16 protein-coding genes and 7 tRNA genes are annotated in these 16,482 nt (G+C 58.0%); 3 read left to right on the top strand and 20 right to left on the bottom strand.

What is annotated here, in order from left to right; translation table 11 throughout:
• Positions 1-225 precede the first annotated feature (225 nt).
• Together gap and OKC30_RS14020 are read left to right on the top strand one after the other, a co-directional pair.
• Positions 226-1,221 carry a type I glyceraldehyde-3-phosphate dehydrogenase gene (gene gap / locus OKC30_RS14015; RefSeq protein WP_010672882.1) on the top strand — a complete coding sequence of 332 codons (996 nt, stop codon included), beginning with the start codon at positions 226-228 and terminating at the stop codon, positions 1,219-1,221.
• A gap of 105 nt (positions 1,222-1,326) precedes the next feature.
• A complete protein-coding gene (locus OKC30_RS14020; RefSeq protein ID WP_160836584.1) occupies positions 1,327-2,187 on the top strand; it encodes a D-hexose-6-phosphate mutarotase in 861 nt (286 codons plus the stop codon).
• A gap of 70 nt (positions 2,188-2,257) precedes the next feature.
• Here the strand turns inward: OKC30_RS14020 and nadA are convergent, their stop codons facing one another.
• Positions 2,258-3,331: a quinolinate synthase NadA gene (nadA, locus tag OKC30_RS14025; RefSeq protein WP_010672880.1), complete on the bottom strand. Its 1,074-nt coding sequence runs from the start codon at positions 3,329-3,331 to the stop codon at positions 2,258-2,260.
• A gap of 142 nt (positions 3,332-3,473) precedes the next feature.
• Between nadA and OKC30_RS14030 the strand changes: the two genes are divergently transcribed.
• Positions 3,474-5,579: a methyl-accepting chemotaxis protein gene (locus tag OKC30_RS14030; RefSeq protein WP_160836586.1), complete on the top strand. Its 2,106-nt coding sequence runs from the start codon at positions 3,474-3,476 to the stop codon at positions 5,577-5,579.
• Between the two features lie 47 nt (positions 5,580-5,626).
• Here the strand turns inward: OKC30_RS14030 and OKC30_RS14035 are convergent.
• From OKC30_RS14035 to OKC30_RS14125, 19 genes are all read right to left on the bottom strand, one after another.
• A tRNA-Val gene (locus tag OKC30_RS14035) sits at positions 5,627-5,702 on the bottom strand.
• A gap of 19 nt (positions 5,703-5,721) precedes the next feature.
• Positions 5,722-5,797, bottom strand: a tRNA-Lys gene (locus OKC30_RS14040).
• A gap of 21 nt (positions 5,798-5,818) precedes the next feature.
• Positions 5,819-5,894 (bottom strand) — tRNA-Val (locus tag OKC30_RS14045).
• Positions 5,895-5,908: 14 nt separating this feature from the next.
• Positions 5,909-5,981: transfer RNA gene (locus OKC30_RS14050), tRNA-Val, on the bottom strand.
• 19 nt (positions 5,982-6,000) lie between these two features.
• Positions 6,001-6,076: transfer RNA gene (locus OKC30_RS14055), tRNA-Lys, on the bottom strand.
• Between the two features lie 48 nt (positions 6,077-6,124).
• Positions 6,125-6,200, bottom strand: a tRNA-Val gene (locus OKC30_RS14060).
• A 32-nt stretch (positions 6,201-6,232) separates the two neighbouring features.
• Positions 6,233-6,308: transfer RNA gene (locus tag OKC30_RS14065), tRNA-Lys, on the bottom strand.
• Positions 6,309-6,482: 174 nt separating this feature from the next.
• Positions 6,483-7,292, bottom strand: a complete 810-nt coding sequence (ybgF, locus tag OKC30_RS14070) for a tol-pal system protein YbgF (RefSeq protein ID WP_160836588.1) — start codon at positions 7,290-7,292, stop codon at positions 6,483-6,485.
• Positions 7,293-7,449: 157 nt separating this feature from the next.
• Positions 7,450-7,974, bottom strand: a complete 525-nt coding sequence (gene pal / locus OKC30_RS14075) for a peptidoglycan-associated lipoprotein Pal (protein WP_010672877.1) — start codon at positions 7,972-7,974, stop codon at positions 7,450-7,452.
• 48 nt (positions 7,975-8,022) lie between these two features.
• A complete protein-coding gene (tolB, locus tag OKC30_RS14080) occupies positions 8,023-9,348 on the bottom strand; it encodes a Tol-Pal system beta propeller repeat protein TolB (protein ID WP_010672876.1) in 1,326 nt (441 codons plus the stop codon).
• A 92-nt stretch (positions 9,349-9,440) separates the two neighbouring features.
• The gene (tolA, locus tag OKC30_RS14085) at positions 9,441-10,571 is read right to left on the bottom strand and encodes a cell envelope integrity protein TolA (RefSeq protein WP_042014603.1); all 1,131 of its coding nucleotides are present in this window, start codon (positions 10,569-10,571) and stop codon (positions 9,441-9,443) included.
• Between the two features lie 5 nt (positions 10,572-10,576).
• A complete protein-coding gene (tolR, locus tag OKC30_RS14090; protein WP_010672874.1) occupies positions 10,577-11,023 on the bottom strand; it encodes a protein TolR in 447 nt (148 codons plus the stop codon).
• On the bottom strand, positions 11,023-11,709 hold the full coding sequence (gene tolQ, locus OKC30_RS14095) for a protein TolQ (protein WP_010672873.1): 687 nt from the start codon (positions 11,707-11,709) through the stop codon (positions 11,023-11,025). Before tolQ ends, tolR begins: the two co-directional genes overlap by 1 nt.
• Positions 11,699-12,106, bottom strand: coding sequence for a tol-pal system-associated acyl-CoA thioesterase (gene ybgC, locus OKC30_RS14100; RefSeq protein WP_160836590.1), 408 nt, complete (start codon positions 12,104-12,106; stop codon positions 11,699-11,701). The genes tolQ and ybgC overlap by 11 nt, the downstream gene beginning before the upstream one ends.
• 286 nt (positions 12,107-12,392) lie before the next feature.
• Positions 12,393-12,704, bottom strand: coding sequence for a cyd operon YbgE family protein (locus OKC30_RS14105; RefSeq protein WP_160836628.1), 312 nt, complete (start codon positions 12,702-12,704; stop codon positions 12,393-12,395).
• Positions 12,691-12,807 (bottom strand): cytochrome bd-I oxidase subunit CydX, encoded by a 117-nt coding sequence (gene cydX, locus OKC30_RS14110; RefSeq protein WP_005331536.1) that lies wholly within the window; start codon positions 12,805-12,807, stop codon positions 12,691-12,693. Before cydX ends, OKC30_RS14105 begins: the two co-directional genes overlap by 14 nt.
• A gap of 14 nt (positions 12,808-12,821) precedes the next feature.
• Positions 12,822-13,958 carry a cytochrome d ubiquinol oxidase subunit II gene (gene cydB / locus OKC30_RS14115; protein ID WP_010672870.1) on the bottom strand — a complete coding sequence of 379 codons (1,137 nt, stop codon included), beginning with the start codon at positions 13,956-13,958 and terminating at the stop codon, positions 12,822-12,824.
• 12 nt (positions 13,959-13,970) lie between these two features.
• Positions 13,971-15,527: a cytochrome ubiquinol oxidase subunit I gene (locus tag OKC30_RS14120; RefSeq protein ID WP_270662390.1), complete on the bottom strand. Its 1,557-nt coding sequence runs from the start codon at positions 15,525-15,527 to the stop codon at positions 13,971-13,973.
• Positions 15,528-16,213: 686 nt separating this feature from the next.
• Positions 16,214-16,482: hypothetical protein (locus tag OKC30_RS14125; protein ID WP_270809657.1), on the bottom strand; the 269-nt coding region annotated here is incomplete at its 5' end.

Below are 16,482 nucleotides of genomic sequence, written 5' to 3' on the forward strand. Positions count from 1 at the left end.
CTCTGCTGTCTGAATGAACAATATTTGTTCGAATGTATGGGGTTGTTCAAAGTATAAACACTGATGCGTCAGCCCTGGTAGCCAGTTACATAAACCGAAAATAAATTTCACAGTTTTTCATGATATAGCGCAATTTCGCGCAGATTGTTGGTTGACTCGCGAGGGAGTTCTAGTAAATTTACAAACGGAATTTTCTTTGACTACTGAACAGTTAGGTAACCAATTATGACTATCAAAGTAGGTATTAACGGTTTTGGCCGTATCGGTCGTTTCGTTTTCCGTCTGGCCGCTGAGCGTGCTGACATCGAAGTGGTTGGTATCAACGACCTGATCGACGTTGACTACATGGCTTACATGCTGAAGTACGACTCCACTCACGGTCGCTTCAAGGGCACTGTTGAAGTCAAAGACGGCAACCTGATCGTCAACGGCAAAACCGTACGTGTTACCGCTGAACGTGACCCGGCCAACCTGAAATGGGGCGAAATCGGTGTTGACGTTGTTGCCGAAGCAACCGGTCTGTTCCTGACCGACGAAACCGCTCGCAAGCACATCGCTGCCGGTGCCAAGAAAGTCGTACTGACCGGTCCGTCCAAAGACGCTACCCCGATGTTCGTCATGGGCGTCAACCAGGATTCCTACGCTGGCCAGGACATCGTTTCCAACGCTTCCTGCACCACCAACTGCCTGGCCCCCATCGCCAAGGTTCTGAACGATACCTTCGGTATCGAATCCGGCCTGATGACCACCGTTCACGCTACCACTGCTACCCAGAAGACCGTTGATGGTCCGTCTGCCAAAGACTGGCGCGGTGGCCGCGGTGCGGCTCAGAACATCATCCCGTCCTCTACCGGTGCTGCCAAGGCTGTTGGCGTGGTCATCCCGGAACTGAACGGCAAGCTGACCGGCATGGCCTTCCGCGTGCCGACTCCGGACGTGTCCGTTGTTGACCTGACCGTCAACCTGAAGAAAGAAGCGTCCTACGCTGAAATCTGCCAGGCCATGAAGGCTGCCTCCGAAGGCGCCATGAAGGGCGTGCTGGGCTACACCGAAGACGAAGTGGTTTCCACCGACTTCCTGGGTGAGCGTCAGACTTCCGTGTTCGATGCCAAGGCTGGTATCCAGCTGAACAAGACCTTCGTGAAAGTCGTCTCCTGGTACGACAACGAAATGGGCTACTCCAGCAAGGTTCTGGACCTGATCGCTCACATCTCCAAGTAATTTGGGATGCGCAATCGCGTAGCTTGAAAAAAGGCGGCCAATGGCCGCCTTTTTGTATTCTGAATCACGGACCCTTTCTGAATGTCCCCGAGCACTGGAGCCTTTATGACACCGACACGTACGCTGACTGCCCACTGCACCCTGAGCCAGGATGGCCTGCCCCTGCTGACCATAGACAATGAGCACGCCAGGGCCGAGATAAGCCTGTTTGGCGCCCACGTGCTGCGTTACCAACGCCATGGTGAGCCGGCCTCTCTCTGGCTCAGCGACAAGGCGATACTGGATGGCAGCAAGCCCATTCGCGGCGGCATTCCCCTCTGCTGGCCCTGGTTCGGCCCCTCCCCCGCTCGCGTTGGCAGCGGCAAGCCGGCTCATGGCTTCGCACGCAACTGCCTGTGGACGCTGGATGGGGTCTCCGATCACGGGGATGGCACACTCGTCCACCTCTCCCTGCGTGACAACGATGCCAGCAGGACGCTCTGGCCCCATGCCTTCGAGCTGGAGCTGGACGTACTGGTCGGCAAGGAGCTTTCCCTGGTGCTGACCACCCGCAACACCGGCAAGTCAGCGCTCACCTACAATGCCGCCCTGCACACCTACCTGCAGATCAGTGCGCCGGAAGCGGTGACCGTGACCGGCCTCGGCGAACCCTATCTGGACAAGCTGACCGGCCGAAACGAACTGCAACAGGGCGCGCTGACCGTCACCGCAGCCATGGATCGCATCTACCGCCAGCCCGATGCCATGGTCAGCGTGCAGGATGGTGAGCGCACCACCCGGGTGGTCAACGGCAACCACGACAGCGTGGTGGTCTGGACTCCCTGGCAGGAAGGGGCCAGCGCCATGGCCGACATGAGTGACGACGGTTATCGCACCATGCTCTGTGTCGAGGCGGCCATCACCGCCGAGGACGGGATCACCGTCCCGCCCGACGAGGAGCACAGCTTCTCCACCATCATCATCTGACGATACAGATGACGGATAAATAAAGAGGGCTCCCGCGGGAGCCCTCTTTGCATCTTGCCATCAGAGTCAGTCAGGCGTTGCCCTGGGTCTTGAGCTTGAGCTCCGCGGCGAAATCCAGCATGCGGTCGAGCGGGACAAGCGCTTTGAGACGCAGTGCCTCATCCACATGGATCTCGTGACGCTCGGCACCGTCGGTCAGGGCTTCCTTGATGGCCACCAGGCCGTTCATCGCCATCCAGGGGCAGTGGGCGCAGCTGCGGCAGGTGGCACCATCGCCGCCGGTGGGCGCCTCCACCATCTCTTTCTCCGGGCAGGCCTGCTGCATCTTGTAGAAGATGCCGCGATCGGTCGCCACGATCAGTTTCTGCTGGGGCAGCTCTTTGGCGGCCTTGATGAGCTGGCTGGTAGAACCCACCGCATCCGCCAGTTCGATGACGGAGGCCGGGGACTCCGGGTGCACCAGCACGGCGGCATCCGGGTTCTGGGCCTTGAGCTCGCGCAGCGCCTTGGCCTTGAACTCGTCGTGCACGATGCAGTGACCCTGCCATCGCAGCATCTCGGCCCCTGTCTTCTTCTCGATGTAGGCGCCGAGGTGTCTGTCCGGGCCCCAGATGATCTTGTGACCCTGACTGTCCAGATGTTCGACGATCTCCAGCGCAATACTGGAGGTGACCACCCAGTCGGCCCGTGCTTTCACCGCTGCCGAGGTATTGGCATAGACCACCACGATGTGATCGGGGTGGGCATCGCAGAAGGCGGAGAACTGGTCGATGGGACAACCCAGATCAAGCGAGCACTCGGCCTCCAGCGTCGGCATCAGCACCCGCTTGTGGGGGCTCAGGATCTTGGAGGTCTCTCCCATGAAGCGCACACCGGCCACGATCAGGGTCTGGGCTGCATGGTCGCGACCGAAGCGGGCCATCTCCAGGGAGTCACCCACGAAGCCGCCGGTGGCTTCTGCCAGGGCCTGGATCTCGGGATCCGTGTAGTAATGGGCAACCAGCACGGCCTGGCGCGCCTGCAGCAGTACCTTGATCTCGGCGATCAGGGTCGCCTTCTGCTCGGGAGTCAGGGGCTGTGGTTTGGCCGGGAAGGGGTAGTCCATCTCGACTACCGGCGGAATACTGCTCAGTGCATTGCTCATTGCGACTGTTCCATCAACGCTCGGGAAGGCCAAAATTATAACCAGAAGCCGTGCACAAACCCATCAACAAATCCAGTACAGTACAACTGTCAGGACCCGCTCCGACCATATCGTTGTCATTCTTGCCAAAAGGAGTTGTCGAATGAAACAACGTTCGCTCAAGACCAAGTTGTTGTTGCTCACGCTGGGACTTTTTCTCGCCAGTGGCGTCGCCATGACATGGATACAGTCCTCCTCGCTGAACGGCCTGCGCGATGACATCATGGCGCAGACCCGTGGCGCCCTGGAGCAGGAGGTTTCCCGTTCCCTGCAATTCCAGGCAGAGCGGTATGCCGTGCAGATCGAAGACCAGTTGCAGCAGGCCTATCAGATACCGCTCGGCATGGCGGCGCAGCTTGAAGGAAGCATGGCCCAGCCGGACCAGCGGCTGAGTCGCCCGCAAGTAGAGCTCCTGCTTGGCAGCCGCCTGCGCCAGGCAAACGGGATCAGTTCCATCTACGCCCAGTTCGAACCCAACGGTTACGACGGACAGGACGCCGACTGGCAGACGGGCGCCAGCCATTCGGTTGCCGGCAAGGGCAGTCTCGAGGTCTATTTCACCCGGGAACAGAACGGAAACATCGCGCAGCAGACCATAGATGCCGCCACCAGTGACGCCAAGTTCGACACCTCGCGCAATGAATTCGGCATTCGCAACAGCGAGTGGTATCTCTGCGGTCGCGAGACTCGTCGCCCCTGCCTGATGGAACCCTACCTCTACGAGATAAGCCCTGGCCAGAAGATGCTGATGACCAGCCTGACGGTGCCCGTCCTCAAGGATGGCAAGTTTGCCGGGATCACCGGGGTCGACATGAACCTGCCCATCTTCCAGCAACTGGCCGAGCACCTTGGCAAGAGCCTCTATGACAACCAGGCCGAGGTCACCCTGGTCAGCAAGGCGGGCTTCATCGTCGGCAGCAACCGCCATTCGGACAAACTGGGGCGTCCCCTGACAGAGGCCGGACTGGTTGCCCCGAATGGACGCCCCGCCGATACCGACAGCGATTTCATCTTGCAGCAGCCCATACGGATCGAGGCTGCCGACAACCAGTGGTGGCTGATGATCAAGGTGCCCAAGGCCCTCGCCCTCAGCCAGGCCAACACCATCAGCCAGCAGCTCGGCAGCCTGTTGCAGGCGACCCAGCAGCAGCAGCTGGTTGCCATCGTTGTCATCACCCTGGTGGCCCTGGGGCTGCTTGTCTGGTTCATTCAGACCATCACGGCGCCCCTCTCCCTCATCAGCCGCCACGTCTCCCACCTCGCCAGCAATGAGGGCGACCTGACCCAGCAGATGCGTATCGACACCCACCAGGAGCTCATCGAGCTGGGCAGGCATCTCAATGCCTTCCTCGGCAAGCTGAGGGCCATGGTGCAGGGCAGCAAGCAGATAGGGCAACAGGTGCATCAGCAGGCCAGGGGCATGAAACAGACGGCCGATGCCATGCGCAGCAGCCTGGATGATCAGAGCCTGGAGCTGGAGAGCGTGGTCAGCGCCATGCACGAGATGAGCACCACGGCAGTCAGTGTGGCGGGCTATGCGGAACAGGCGGCGCAGGAGTCGGAAGCGGTGACCCACCATGTCAGCACGGCCCAGCAGACCTTGAGCAGGGCCCGCAGCGAGATCCATACCCTGGTCGAGGACATGCATCAGGCCGACAAGGCGGTCGCCCAGGTCGCCCAGCGCAGCACCAATATCAGCCACATTCTCGATGTGATCCGGGCCATTGCCGAACAGACCAACCTGCTGGCACTCAACGCAGCCATCGAGGCGGCGCGGGCCGGCGACATGGGCAGGGGGTTTGCCGTCGTGGCGGACGAGGTGAGGGCGCTGGCCAACAAGACCCGCTCATCCACCGACGAGATAGGGCAGCTCATCGGCAGCCTGCAAACCGAGGTCACCAGCAGCCAGCAGTTGATGAGCACGGGGATCGCCCGCTCGGTGAGTACGGTTGAAGGCACGGAGCAGGCCTTCGAGGCACTCAATCAGGTGGTCAGCCAGATCCAGCAGATCCATGATCACATCAGCCAGGTGGCGACCGCCGCCGAGCAGCAGAGTGCCGTGAGCGACACCATCAACCAGAACCTGATGCGCATCGGCGACGCCGCCACCACCCTGGGACAAGAGGCCAATGCCAGCCAGCGCCTGAGCGAGGCACTGGAACAGGCGGCCACCACCCTGGCAAGCGAGCTGGATCGACTGCGAACCTGATGGGAGACGGAAACGAAAAAGCCCGCATCGCTGCGGGCTTTTCAATATGGTGGTCGTTACTGGGCTCGAACCAGTGACCCCCTCCTTGTAAGGGAGGTGCTCTCCCAGCTGAGCTAAACGACCTGGGACAAGACTGAAATGATGGTGGGTCGTGCTGGATTCGAACCAGCGACCAATTGATTAAAAGTCAACTGCTCTACCGACTGAGCTAACGACCCATCTAAATCATTTTTAAAGCATGGTGGTCGTTACTGGGCTCGAACCAGTGACCCCCTCCTTGTAAGGGAGGTGCTCTCCCAGCTGAGCTAAACGACCTGGGAATTANNNNGTGGTCGTTACTGGGCTCGAACCAGTGACCCCCTCCTTGTAAGGGAGGTGCTCTCCCAGCTGAGCTAAACGACCTGGGATTCTGTGTTCAGAGTGGTGGGTCGTGTAGGGTTCGAACCTACGACCAATTGATTAAGAGTCAACTGCTCTACCGACTGAGCTAACGACCCACATCCTGAACCTTTCACCAGCCGCATGTGGCGGCCAGCGTTACAACATGGTGGTCGTTACTGGGCTCGAACCAGTGACCCCCTCCTTGTAAGGGAGGTGCTCTCCCAGCTGAGCTAAACGACCTGGGAATATTGTCTTCACCTGCTGTGAAGAAATGGTGGGTCGTGCTGGATTCGAACCAGCGACCAATTGATTAAAAGTCAACTGCTCTACCGACTGAGCTAACGACCCTCACCACGACCAGTGCCGACTGCATTACTGCTCCGGCTCTGACGGCGGCCTATATTACGGATTTATCATCCTGGCGCAATAGAAAAATCTTAATTTAAATCTGATTGTTCACTGCGCATACAAAGCACGGCGGTATTTACAAGAGTGTTACGAAAACAGTGACATGCAGCAATGTCACAGCTTGGCCAGACTCTGTTTGGCCAGCTGGGCCGGCGAGGTGTTGGGGTAACCCTTGATCACCTGCTCATAGAAGGCCTTGGCCTCTGTTTTTTTGCCGTCAAGTTGGGCGAGCATGCCGAGTTTCAGCAGGGCATCGGCCCGCTTGGGTGACTTGCTGTATTTGTTCGCCACCGTGGAGAACTGGCTCGCGGCCCCCGCCCTGTCGCCCTTGTTGAACATCAGCTGGCCAAGCCAGTAGTGGGCATTGGGAACATAGCTGGAGTTCGGGAACTGCTTGATGAACCCTTCGAAGGCAGGAATGGCCTTGTCGTAGTTCTTCTCCTTGAGCACCATGTTCACGGCTGCGTCGTAGGCCTGGTTCTCATCCTGGTTGGTGGAGTAGTTGGCAGCCGCGGCAGGAGGCGTTGCAGCACCTGCAGCAGGTGTTGCGGGCGTGGCGGCAGGCTGGCTGTTGGCCACCTTGTCGAGCTCTTGGTAGAGTTGGCGCTGGCGCTCCTGGGACTGCTCCATCTGGTAGGTCTGCTGTTCCAGCTGACCACGCAGCTCGGAGACCTCCCCTTGCAGGGAGTCGACCTGTTGCTGCAGTTCGGCCTGCAGACGCAGACGGGCGTTGAGGGTACGCTCCAGCAGAGCAACCCGGTCTTCCAGGCTGCCGGTCGGTACGATGGCACCATTGTTGCCGCTCAGCACCACGCCGCTGCTGCCAGAATCCCCGCTCAGATCGCTCACGGGTGCCGCCGCTTGCGTATTCAAAGCAACCAACACGGCCAGCGCAACACCAGCTTGCTTGTACACAGATTTCATTCGGATCAAACCTTAGCGTTTAGTGCAAATAAAACGGCCAGCGCATAGTCGCTCGCTGATACAGATTTCATTCGGATCAAACCTTGACGTTTAGTGCAAATAAAACGGCCATCGAAATGGCCGCTTGCATATAAACGAACTTCGTTCGACTCAAACCTTAGTAAACCAGGACCGCACGGCGGTTCTTGGCAAAGGCTTCCTCGGTGTGGGACAGATCCAGCGGCTTCTCTTCGCCATAGCTGACGATGGAGAGCTGCTCGGCCTGCACACCCAGGGTTTGCAGATACTTGGCAACAGCCTTGGCACGACGCTCACCCAGCGCGATGTTGTATTCCGGCGTACCGCGCTCGTCGGCGTGGCCTTCGATCAGTACCTTGACGCTCGGACGTTCACGCAGGTAGCTGGCGTGGGCATCCAGCAGGTCGGCGTACTGACCCTGAATGTCGTAACCATCGTACGGGAAGTAGATCACGTTGTCGCGTTGCAGCGCTTCGAACTTCTGACGCATCTGCTCTTCCGGGGACAACATGCCGTTGGCGCCGCCGGTTTGTACACCGCCCATGCCGTCGGTCATGCCGGACTCGGCGCCAGCGGCGTCGGAGTCGGAAGAGGAGCTACAGGCAGCCAGGGTGAACAGTGGCAGTGCGATGGCCAGACCCTTGAGCAGTTTATTGAGTTGCATGCTATTTCCTTAAACCTTTATAACAAAACAAAAAACAATCGATTTTTATCAATTCAAGAAGGGCGACCAAGCTGGTGCACGAATTTCACCGCTACTGGTCGGAAGCACTGCCTTGAAGCGACCGTCGGTCGACACCAATGCAAGACTCTTACGACCCTGATAGATGGTGGCATAAATGATCATGCTGCCATTGGGAGCCACACTTGGCGATTCATCCAGAGCACTCTGGGTCAGTACCAGCATGGCTCCATTTTCCATATCCTGGCGAGCGATGCGATATTGTCCCTGAACCCGGGTCACCATCACCATGGACTTGCCGTCCGGTGTGATGGATGCCCCCTGGTTGGAATCCCCTTCCCAGGTCATCCGGCGAGTCATGCCAGTCGCCAAATTTACGCTATAAATCTGGGGTTTGCCACCACGTTCAGAGGTGAACAGCAAAGTTTGACCGTCCGGCATCCAGGAGGGTTCGGTGTCGATGGTACGGTTATTTGTGACTCGGGTGAGTTGCTTGCTAGCAACATCAACGACATAGATGTCAGGCTGCCCATCTTTGGACAGAACAATAGCCAAACGACGACCATCTGGAGACCACTCCGGCGCACCGTTGATGCCACGGAAGCTGGTGATCAGACTGCGCTGCTGGGTGTAGATGTCCTGCACATAGATCTCGGACTTCTGGTTCTCGAAGCTCACGTAAGCCAGCTTGCTGCCATCCGGCGACCAGGCCGGGGACATCAGGGGTTCACGGGAGCGCAGCAGGGTCTTCTCGTTGTAGCCGTCGTAGTCGGAGATCCGCAGCTGATACGGGAACTGGGTGCCCTGCTGCACGGAGACATAGGCCAGACGAGTCAGGAAGGCGCCACGCTCACCGGTCAGACGCTCGTAGACGATGTCGGAGATGCGGTGGGCAAACTGGCGCATCTGGGCACCCGGGATGGTCGCCATGCGGCTGTCCAGGATGTAACCGTTCGCTTCACCGCCCTGGGTCTTGGCCAGCTGGCCTTTCAGGACGTCGACCAGCTCGAAGTTGATCTTGTAGGTACCATCACCCACGGCGGCGATGGAGCCGACCACCACGGCTTCGACCCCCTGGGAAGCCCAGGGTGCGAAGTTGATCTCGCCGCTGGTGCTCGGCGTCTGCGGCATCTGGCCACGAGCCAGCGGCTTGAACTTGCCGCTGCGCATCAGGTCGTTGGAGACCACTTCCGCGATATCCTGCGGCAACTGGCCATTGCCCTCCCACTTGAAGGGGGCGATGGCGATGGGGCGCGCACTGTCGATACCGCCGGTGATGACGATGTCCAAGGCCGCCTGAGCGCTCTGGCCTAGCAGAAGGCAGCCAACCAAAGCAAAAAACACTTTTCTTATCATGGCTTAAATACTCTGTTCCAAAAAAATGAGAGGTGAAATCCCTTTATCAGCAGATGCTGCCAACCACGGTCATTGACCCCGTTCTATCACGCTTAGATGCTCGGTTCTAACTTGAGGTTAAACTCCTTCAACATCTCGAATGCCGCCGGATCCTTCGGCACCGGCAACTGGTTGGCCTTCAGCACCGCCGCCTTGCCGGAGCGGCAGACCGCCGGATCACCCTGACCGTTGTCCACCGAGATGACGAAGCCGCTACTGGCCAACTTGACACCGATAGTACATGTTTTGCCCCGCATGGTGGGATCCAAAATCATGTAGCGCTCGACCGTGGCCTTGATGAGGGCGGCATACTTGTCGACTTCGCCCTTGGCGGCTGCCGATGCTGCCTGACTGCGCGCATTGGCCTCGGCGGCCAGCTGCTGCTCCATCATGGCTTCCATCTCTTTTTGCAACTTGGCCTCTTCGGCCGCCTTGCGCTTGCGCTCCGCCTCAATCTTGGCCTTTCTGTCAGCCTCGGCCTTCGCCTTCTTCTCTGCGTCAGCTTTTGCCTTCTTGTCAGCCTCTTCCTTCGCCTTCTTCTCGGCCTCGGCCTTGGCTTTCTTCTCGGCTTCCGCCTTCGCCTTTTTCTCGGCTTCGGCCTTGGCCTTCTTCTCGGCTTCCGCTTTCTTGGCCTTGGCCTCTTCCGCCTTGGCCTTCTCTTCAGCCTGCTTCTTCTCCAGCTCTTCTTTTTTCTTCTTGAGCGCCAGCGCCTTGGCCTCTTCCGCCGCCTTGCGTTCGGCTTCGGCCTTCTTGGTCTTCTGCTCTTCCAGCTTGCGGGCTTCCTCGGCTTTCTGGGCCTTCTCTTCCGCCTGCTTCTGTTCAGCCTCTTTCTTCTGCTTGTCGGCTTCGGCCTTGCGGGTCGCCTCTTCGGCCTGCTTGCGCTTGGTCTCGGCGATACGCAGACGCTCCTGCTCCTGTGCCAGCTCGCGTTTGACGCGCTCAGCGTCTTCCTTGTCTTTCTGCTGCTGTGCAGCCTTGGGCTGGGCCTGCTTCTGCTGCTGGACCTGCTGCATCTGCTGCTCCAGCATTTCGCTGTCCATCATGACCGCATTGACGATCTGTCCCTTGGACTCGGGGCGCTTGGGTTTGCTGAAGTCGACACCGACCAGCAGGATGATGCCGATGATCAGATGCAGCAGCAGCGACGCGACGAGATAACCGGAAATACCACGCTTCACATCCATCTCCGTCAGTTCACCGGATCCGTCATCAGACCAACCTGAGGCACACCGGCTTTCTTGAGGGCCACCATCAGCAGGATCACCTCCTCGTAGCGTACGGACTTGTCACCGGCGACCACCACGGGCGCGTTCTGGTTGATGGCCAGATAGCCCATGGCCTTCTCGGTGATGTACTGCTGCATCGCCTCGGGGGTGCCGCTCGGTACGGGTTCGTCATCCGCCTCGCCGGCCTTGATGACGTACTCACCCTCGGTATTGACGCTGACGATGAAAGGCGGCTTGGAGTCTTCCGGCAATTGCTCGGACTCCGCCTGGGGCAGGTCGACCTTGACCCCCTGCGTGATCACGGGCGTGACCGCCATGAAGATGATGAGCAGCACCAACATGACGTCGATATAGGGCACCACGTTGATCTCGGCGACCTTCTTGCGTTTGAGCCGCTGATAGGTTTGCATTACTTCTCACCCTGCTGTGCGATTTGGCGGTTCAGAATGGTGGTGAACTCGTCCATGAAGTTGGCGTAGGCGTTTTCCAGCCGTTCGACCTTGTTGGTGAAGCGGTTGTAGAAGATAACGGCCGGGATGGCGGCAAACAGACCCATGGCGGTGGCGATCAGCGCCTCCGCGATACCCGGTGCCACCATCTGCAGGGTCGCCTGCTGAACCTGACCCAGAGCGATAAAGGCGTTCATGATCCCCCAGACGGTACCGAACAGACCGATATAGGGGCTGATGGAGCCGATGGTCGCCAAGACCGGCAGGTTGGACTCGAGATCGTCCACTGCACGGGACAGAGAGACCCGCATGGCGCGATAGGTACCGTCCATCACCGCATCTTGACCGCGGGCACCGGCCTTGAGCAGGCGGGCATACTCCTTGAAGCCGGAGTAGAAGATGTCTTCCATGCCTTCGATGTCGTCACGACGGGAGGAGGACTCCTGGTAGAGACGATTGAGGTCGACCCCGGACCAGAATCTGTCTTCAAACTGCTCCGAGGCGAGGTTGGCCGCCTTGATGGCCTTGGAGCGCTGGATGATCAGCGCCCAGGAGACGACCGACATGCCCATCAGGGTCATCATGACCAGTTTCACCAACAGACTGGCTTGCCAGAACAGGCCAATAAACGAAATTTCAGCGTGCACTTAACAGCACTCCCTTGATATTTTCAGGTATTGCAACAGGTTTCATTTGCGGATGACTGACACAGGCGATCTGTACCATGGCCTGAGTGATCAGCCGTCCATCAGCCGCCAGGATCTGCTGTGAAAAACGCATGGAAGCGCGTTTCACTTCAGTTACTTGCGTCATTACGGTCAGCAGTTCATTGAAGCGGGCCGCCGCGCGGAAGTCGATTTCGGTGCGACTCACCACAAACGCGATCCCCGCCTGCAGCAGGACATCCTGTTCGATGCCGCCTGCGCGCAGGAATTCGGTGCGGGCCCGTTCCATAAACTTGAGATAATTGGCGTTGTAGACGATGCCTCCGGCATCCGTGTCTTCGTAGTAGACACGCACCGGAAACTCAGAGACTTCCCCCATAAAAATCTGTGATCCATTCGACAGTCAGATGGGGGGCTATCATAGCGCAGGGCTGAATAGGAAAGAAGCAGGGGGAGACAGGGAAATCCCCTCTCTCCCTGTTTTTTATGGCGTACTGCGGCGCCGACAAGCCGAAGACCACAGGGCTGTCAGCATCGCAAGAAAAGCGGACAAGAGAAGTGCCTGCGAGCGGCGTGACAAGCGAGGTTCTGTCGCTCTGACCGGACGGCGGCACGCCCCTCAAAAAAGAAGAAGGAGGTGGGCTGATGCCGACCTCCTTCATAATTTATGGCAGGTAGTAGCTGCTGGTCAGCCAGAGCCCGTAGAGCAGGCTGGGCAGTGCAAGCCAGGGGAAGAACAGCACGCGACCCACCAGGCTGCGCGGGTGAAACCCCAGTCCATGCATGACACCGCAACAGACCGCCCACATCAGCCAGGGCGCAAGCCAGAGGCCGTGCTCACTGGTGTTGGCCGCGACCAGGTTGGGCACCTGCAAGATGGCGACAGCCAGCAGGGCCGCCGCCAGCAGCATCAGACCTTGCCATGGCTGGCGCTCCAGAGGAGCGGCCAGCCGGGCGAGCCTGTCACTTGTCTTCATCAATCTGACGATCCAGGTTCTCGGTGTGCTCCAGCCAGAGCGCATTGATAATCCCAAACGCACAGGCCAGCAGCAGCCCCAGGATCCAGGTGAAATACCACATATCAGGGCACCTTCTTAGTAGAGCGATTGTTGGTTGTCTTCGATGTGCTTGTTACTCACCCGGCCGAACATCTTGATGTAGGTCCAGATGGTGTAAGCCAGCACGGTCGGCACGAAGACGACTGCGACTACCGTCATCACCTTGAGGGTGTTGAAGGAGGCGGTGGAATCCCACATGGTCAGGCTCTGGGACGGCTCGAGGCTCGAGGGCATCACGAACGGGAACATGGAGAAGCCCGCGGTCAGGATGATGCCGGCGATGGCCAGGGAGGAGAACAGGAACGCCACCCACCCCTTGTCCAGCTTGGCCGCCACGGCGGTCAGCAGACACATCACCAGACCCAGCACGGGTGCAGCAATCATCCAGGGATAGAGGTTGTAGTTCTGCATCCAGGCACCGGCCTGCACCACCACTTCCTTGTGAAGGGGGTTGGTGACGGCGTCGGTGGCGACGGAGCCCACAATCACATAACCATCCATGCCGCTCACCCAGACACCGGCCAGGGCAAACAGCACCAGAGTCAGCAGGGAGAAGATCATGGCGGCGGTGCGAGAGCGCGCCAGCACTTCACCTTCGGTCTTCATCATCAGCCAGGTTGCGCCCTGGGTGATGATCATGAAGAGGCTAACCAGACCGGCCAGCAGACCGAACGGATTGAGCAGGCCGAAGAAGTTGCCGTGATAGGTCATCATCAGGAACTGGTTGAAGCTGAACGGTACACCCTGCAGCAGGTTGCCGAACGCCACCCCGAAGATAACAGGGGGAATGGCGCTACCGGCAAACAGAGCCCAGTCCCAGTTGGAGCGCCACTTGGCGTCTTCCTGCAGGGAGCGGTACTTGAAGCCGACCGGACGGAAGAACAGCGCCATCAGGGTCAGGATCATGGCGATGTAGAAGCCGGAGAAGGCCGCCGCATAGACCATGGGCCAGGCGGCAAACAGGGCACCACCGGCGGTCACCAGCCAGACCTGGTTGCCTTCCCAGTGCGGCCCCATGGTGTTGAGCATCACGCGACGCTCCACATCCTTCTTGCCGACGAAGGGGAGCAGGGCGCCCACCCCCATATCGAAACCGTCGGTGATGGCAAACCCGATCAGCAGCACGCCGACCAGCACCCACCAGACCAGACGCAACAGTTCGTAATCAAACATGGGTCACTCTCCTTATGCCTTGCTCTGTTCGAAGTGGTACTTGCCCGTCTTCAGGCTGCTTGGGCCCAGGCGCGCATACTTGAACATCAGGTACATCTCGATGATCAGCAGTACTGTGTAGAACAGGAAGATCCCGATCAGAGAGAACCAGATCTCGGACGCAGGAATGTTGGATGCAGAGACATAAGTCGGCAGCATCTCGGCGATGGTCCAGGGTTGACGACCATACTCAGCGACAAACCAGCCAGCCTCGATGGCGATCCAGGGCAGCGGAATGCCGTACAGCAGCGCCTTGAGCAGCCACTTGCGCTCACCGATCTTGTGGCGGGTGCTGTCATAGAAGGCCAGACCGATCAGCACCAGCATCAGGATGCCGCAGGCAACCATGATGCGAAAGGCGAAGAACAGCGGCAGTACCTGCGGGATGGAGTCATCCACGGCAGCCTTGATCTGCTCGTCGGTGGCGTCGGTCACGTTGGGGGTGTAACGCTTGAGCAGCAGACCGTAGCCCAGATCCTGCTTCACTTCGTCGAAGCGGGCGCGGGTATCGTCGGACTTGTCACCGGATTGCAGCTTGGTCAGCAGGTCGTAGGCGGTCATGCCGTTGCGCACGCGCAGCTCATGCTCGCTCTTGAGATCCTTGAGACCAGTTACCTGACCGTCCAGGGAACGGGTGGCGATGATGCCGAGGGCATAGGGGATCTTGATGGCGTAGTCGGTGCGCATCTCCTCCTGGTTCGGGATCCCGAACAGGGTGAAGGATGCCGGAGCCGGCTCCGTGTTCCACTCGGCCTCGATGGCCGCCAGTTTCACCTTCTGCACTTCCCCGGTCTCGTAGCCGGACTCGTCACCCAGCACCAGCACGGAGAGGATGGAGGCCATGCCGAACGCGGCCGCGATGGCGAAGGAGCGACGAGCGAACGCCACATCACGATTCTTCAGCAGGTAATAGGAGGAGATCCCGAGCACGAACATGGCGCCCGTGGTATAGCCTGCCGCCACGGTGTGGACGAACTTGACCTGGGCAACCGGGTTGAACACCAGGTCGGCGAAGCTCACCATCTCCATGCGCATGGATTCGAAGTTGAACTCGGCACCCACCGGGTTCTGCATCCAGCCGTTGGCGACCAGGATCCACAGTGCGGAGAGGTTGGTCCCGAGCGCCATCAGCCAGGTAGCCGCCAGGTGCTGGCGCTTGCTGAGACGATCCCAACCGAAGAAGAACATACCGACGAAGGTGGACTCTAGGAAGAAGGCCATCAAACCTTCGATGGCCAGCGGGGCCCCGAAGATGTCGCCGACATAGTGGGAGTAGTAAGCCCAGTTGGTACCGAACTGAAACTCCATGGTGAGCCCGGTGGTAACCCCGAGGGCGAAGTTGATACCAAACAACTTGCCCCAGAACTTGGTCATGTCCCGGTACACTGTGTTGTTGGTCATCACATAGACAGACTCCATGATCGCCAGGATGAAGGCCATCCCCAGCGTCAAGGGTACAAACAGGAAGTGATAAAGGACCGTCGCAGCAAATTGGAACCGCGATAGGTCTACCACATGCTCAGCAATCATGATGTTTCCTCACCGATTATTGGCACGGCTATTTTAAGTTTTAAGGACAAAGCTTCCATTGGAAGTCCCCGAACGGTCGGTCACCCCTCGCGGACTGACCGGATTCGACTGCCACCACATTAACAACAAGGCAATATACAGGAACAAAAAAAGCTAATGTTTAACATCTAATAAACAATAACCAGGGTTCTATTCCCGCCTATAATGATCGCTGTTTTATATCACCTTTATTTGATTGAAATCAATGTAAAACCACCCTCAATACATGTTTTTTCAAGGTAACTTATAGGGCTTTTCCCATTAATTATGGGAGCTTCATCACAAAAAACGACAAGTCGTAAATAATTGATTTAAATCAATTTTATGACTCGCAAAAATAGTTTCAATTCTGTTAAACAAATACACACCCCCGGGAATAAAGCCTTCGCATCTCGATTATTTCAATAAATGGCCAGGCTCATCCAAAAATCAATTTAAACCCAGTAAAAACACATGTTTATGCGGATTGACACCCCCACCAAAAACATTAGTTTATCTAATCAAAAGCCCATAGATTTTCTTGTTTGCCCCACCCGGAAAGAGCTCCTACAATGCGCCTCGCAGTGAGGGCATACCTCTGAATACAGGCCGGTCATTCCGGGTTCCCGGTACGTATTCGATGAACATTTCGAACCTGTTTGTTGGGATTAATGATGAAAAAGTTTGTTGCCAAGACCATCCGTTACTACAAGCTTTCTTTCGTTCAACTCTATCAAATGAACCGACTCTGAAGCCTCGCGACGGCTCCTCTGTTTTTTCCCGACCGGTCTGCAGACGCGCTCACTGTCTGTGAACATCCATCCTGAATTGTCTTTGCCCACCGCCTGTGCCGTGGGCTTTTTTTTGGTTCTTCGCGGGATCTTGGGGAAGTGGAAGTTGACAGACAGGGTGCTGGTAAACTGGCTGTCTCCAAACA

It is taken from the genome of Aeromonas sp. QDB18 (assembly GCF_027705325.1).
GTDB lineage: Bacteria > Pseudomonadota > Gammaproteobacteria > Enterobacterales > Aeromonadaceae > Aeromonas > Aeromonas caviae.

Coding starts and splice junctions, on each gene's coding strand:
- gap (WP_010672882.1), top strand. CDS start 226: ATGACTATCAAAGTAGGTATTAACGGTTTTGGCCGTATCGGTCGTTTC.
- OKC30_RS14020 (WP_160836584.1), top strand. CDS start 1,327: ATGACACCGACACGTACGCTGACTGCCCACTGCACCCTGAGCCAGGAT.
- nadA (WP_010672880.1), bottom strand. CDS start 3,331: ATGAGCAATGCACTGAGCAGTATTCCGCCGGTAGTCGAGATGGACTAC.
- OKC30_RS14030 (WP_160836586.1), top strand. CDS start 3,474: ATGAAACAACGTTCGCTCAAGACCAAGTTGTTGTTGCTCACGCTGGGA.
- ybgF (WP_160836588.1), bottom strand. CDS start 7,292: ATGAAATCTGTGTACAAGCAAGCTGGTGTTGCGCTGGCCGTGTTGGTT.
- pal (WP_010672877.1), bottom strand. CDS start 7,974: ATGCAACTCAATAAACTGCTCAAGGGTCTGGCCATCGCACTGCCACTG.
- tolB (WP_010672876.1), bottom strand. CDS start 9,348: ATGATAAGAAAAGTGTTTTTTGCTTTGGTTGGCTGCCTTCTGCTAGGC.
- tolA (WP_042014603.1), bottom strand. CDS start 10,571: ATGGATGTGAAGCGTGGTATTTCCGGTTATCTCGTCGCGTCGCTGCTG.
- tolR (WP_010672874.1), bottom strand. CDS start 11,023: ATGCAAACCTATCAGCGGCTCAAACGCAAGAAGGTCGCCGAGATCAAC.
- ybgC (WP_160836590.1), bottom strand. CDS start 12,106: ATGGGGGAAGTCTCTGAGTTTCCGGTGCGTGTCTACTACGAAGACACG.
- OKC30_RS14105 (WP_160836628.1), bottom strand. CDS start 12,704: ATGAAGACAAGTGACAGGCTCGCCCGGCTGGCCGCTCCTCTGGAGCGC.
- cydX (WP_005331536.1), bottom strand. CDS start 12,807: ATGTGGTATTTCACCTGGATCCTGGGGCTGCTGCTGGCCTGTGCGTTT.
- cydB (WP_010672870.1), bottom strand. CDS start 13,958: ATGTTTGATTACGAACTGTTGCGTCTGGTCTGGTGGGTGCTGGTCGGC.
- OKC30_RS14120 (WP_270662390.1), bottom strand. CDS start 15,527: ATGATTGCTGAGCATGTGGTAGACCTATCGCGGTTCCAATTTGCTGCG.